The sequence below is a fragment of the Salinimicrobium oceani genome (assembly GCF_012037645.1).
The window spans coordinates 1-285 of record NZ_JAAVJR010001638.1 but is presented as its reverse complement, the minus strand read 5'-3'; the positions used below and the strand labels follow the sequence as shown (position 1 = coordinate 285).

1 pseudogene is annotated in these 285 nt (G+C 41.4%); it reads left to right on the top strand.

Going from position 1 to position 285, the window contains the following annotated elements:
* Positions 1-14: 14 nt before the first annotated feature.
* Positions 15-285: pseudogene (locus HC175_RS23415) on the top strand (hypothetical protein); the annotation flags it as partial.

Sequence of the window (285 nt, the reverse complement as noted above, 5' to 3'; positions counted from 1 at the left end):
ACTGGAGCAATGAAATGATCCTTGATGCTATAAACGTAGTTTTAAGTGAGAATTTCCCCGATATGGAAGGTCAAACTTACGAAGTGAGCTACAGAATTTATGACGGTAGCCCTGGTACCGAAACTATGGACGTAAGGTTCGACGGCAGTAAATATGTTATGATTGGTGGAACAGCTTATGCTTTTAACAATGACGATTATGACCTGGTAGGAACAGAGTTGGGTGATGATTATCCTGGTCCTACCGGTAATGCAGCCCAGTTTAATAGCTTTGACGTAAGATCTA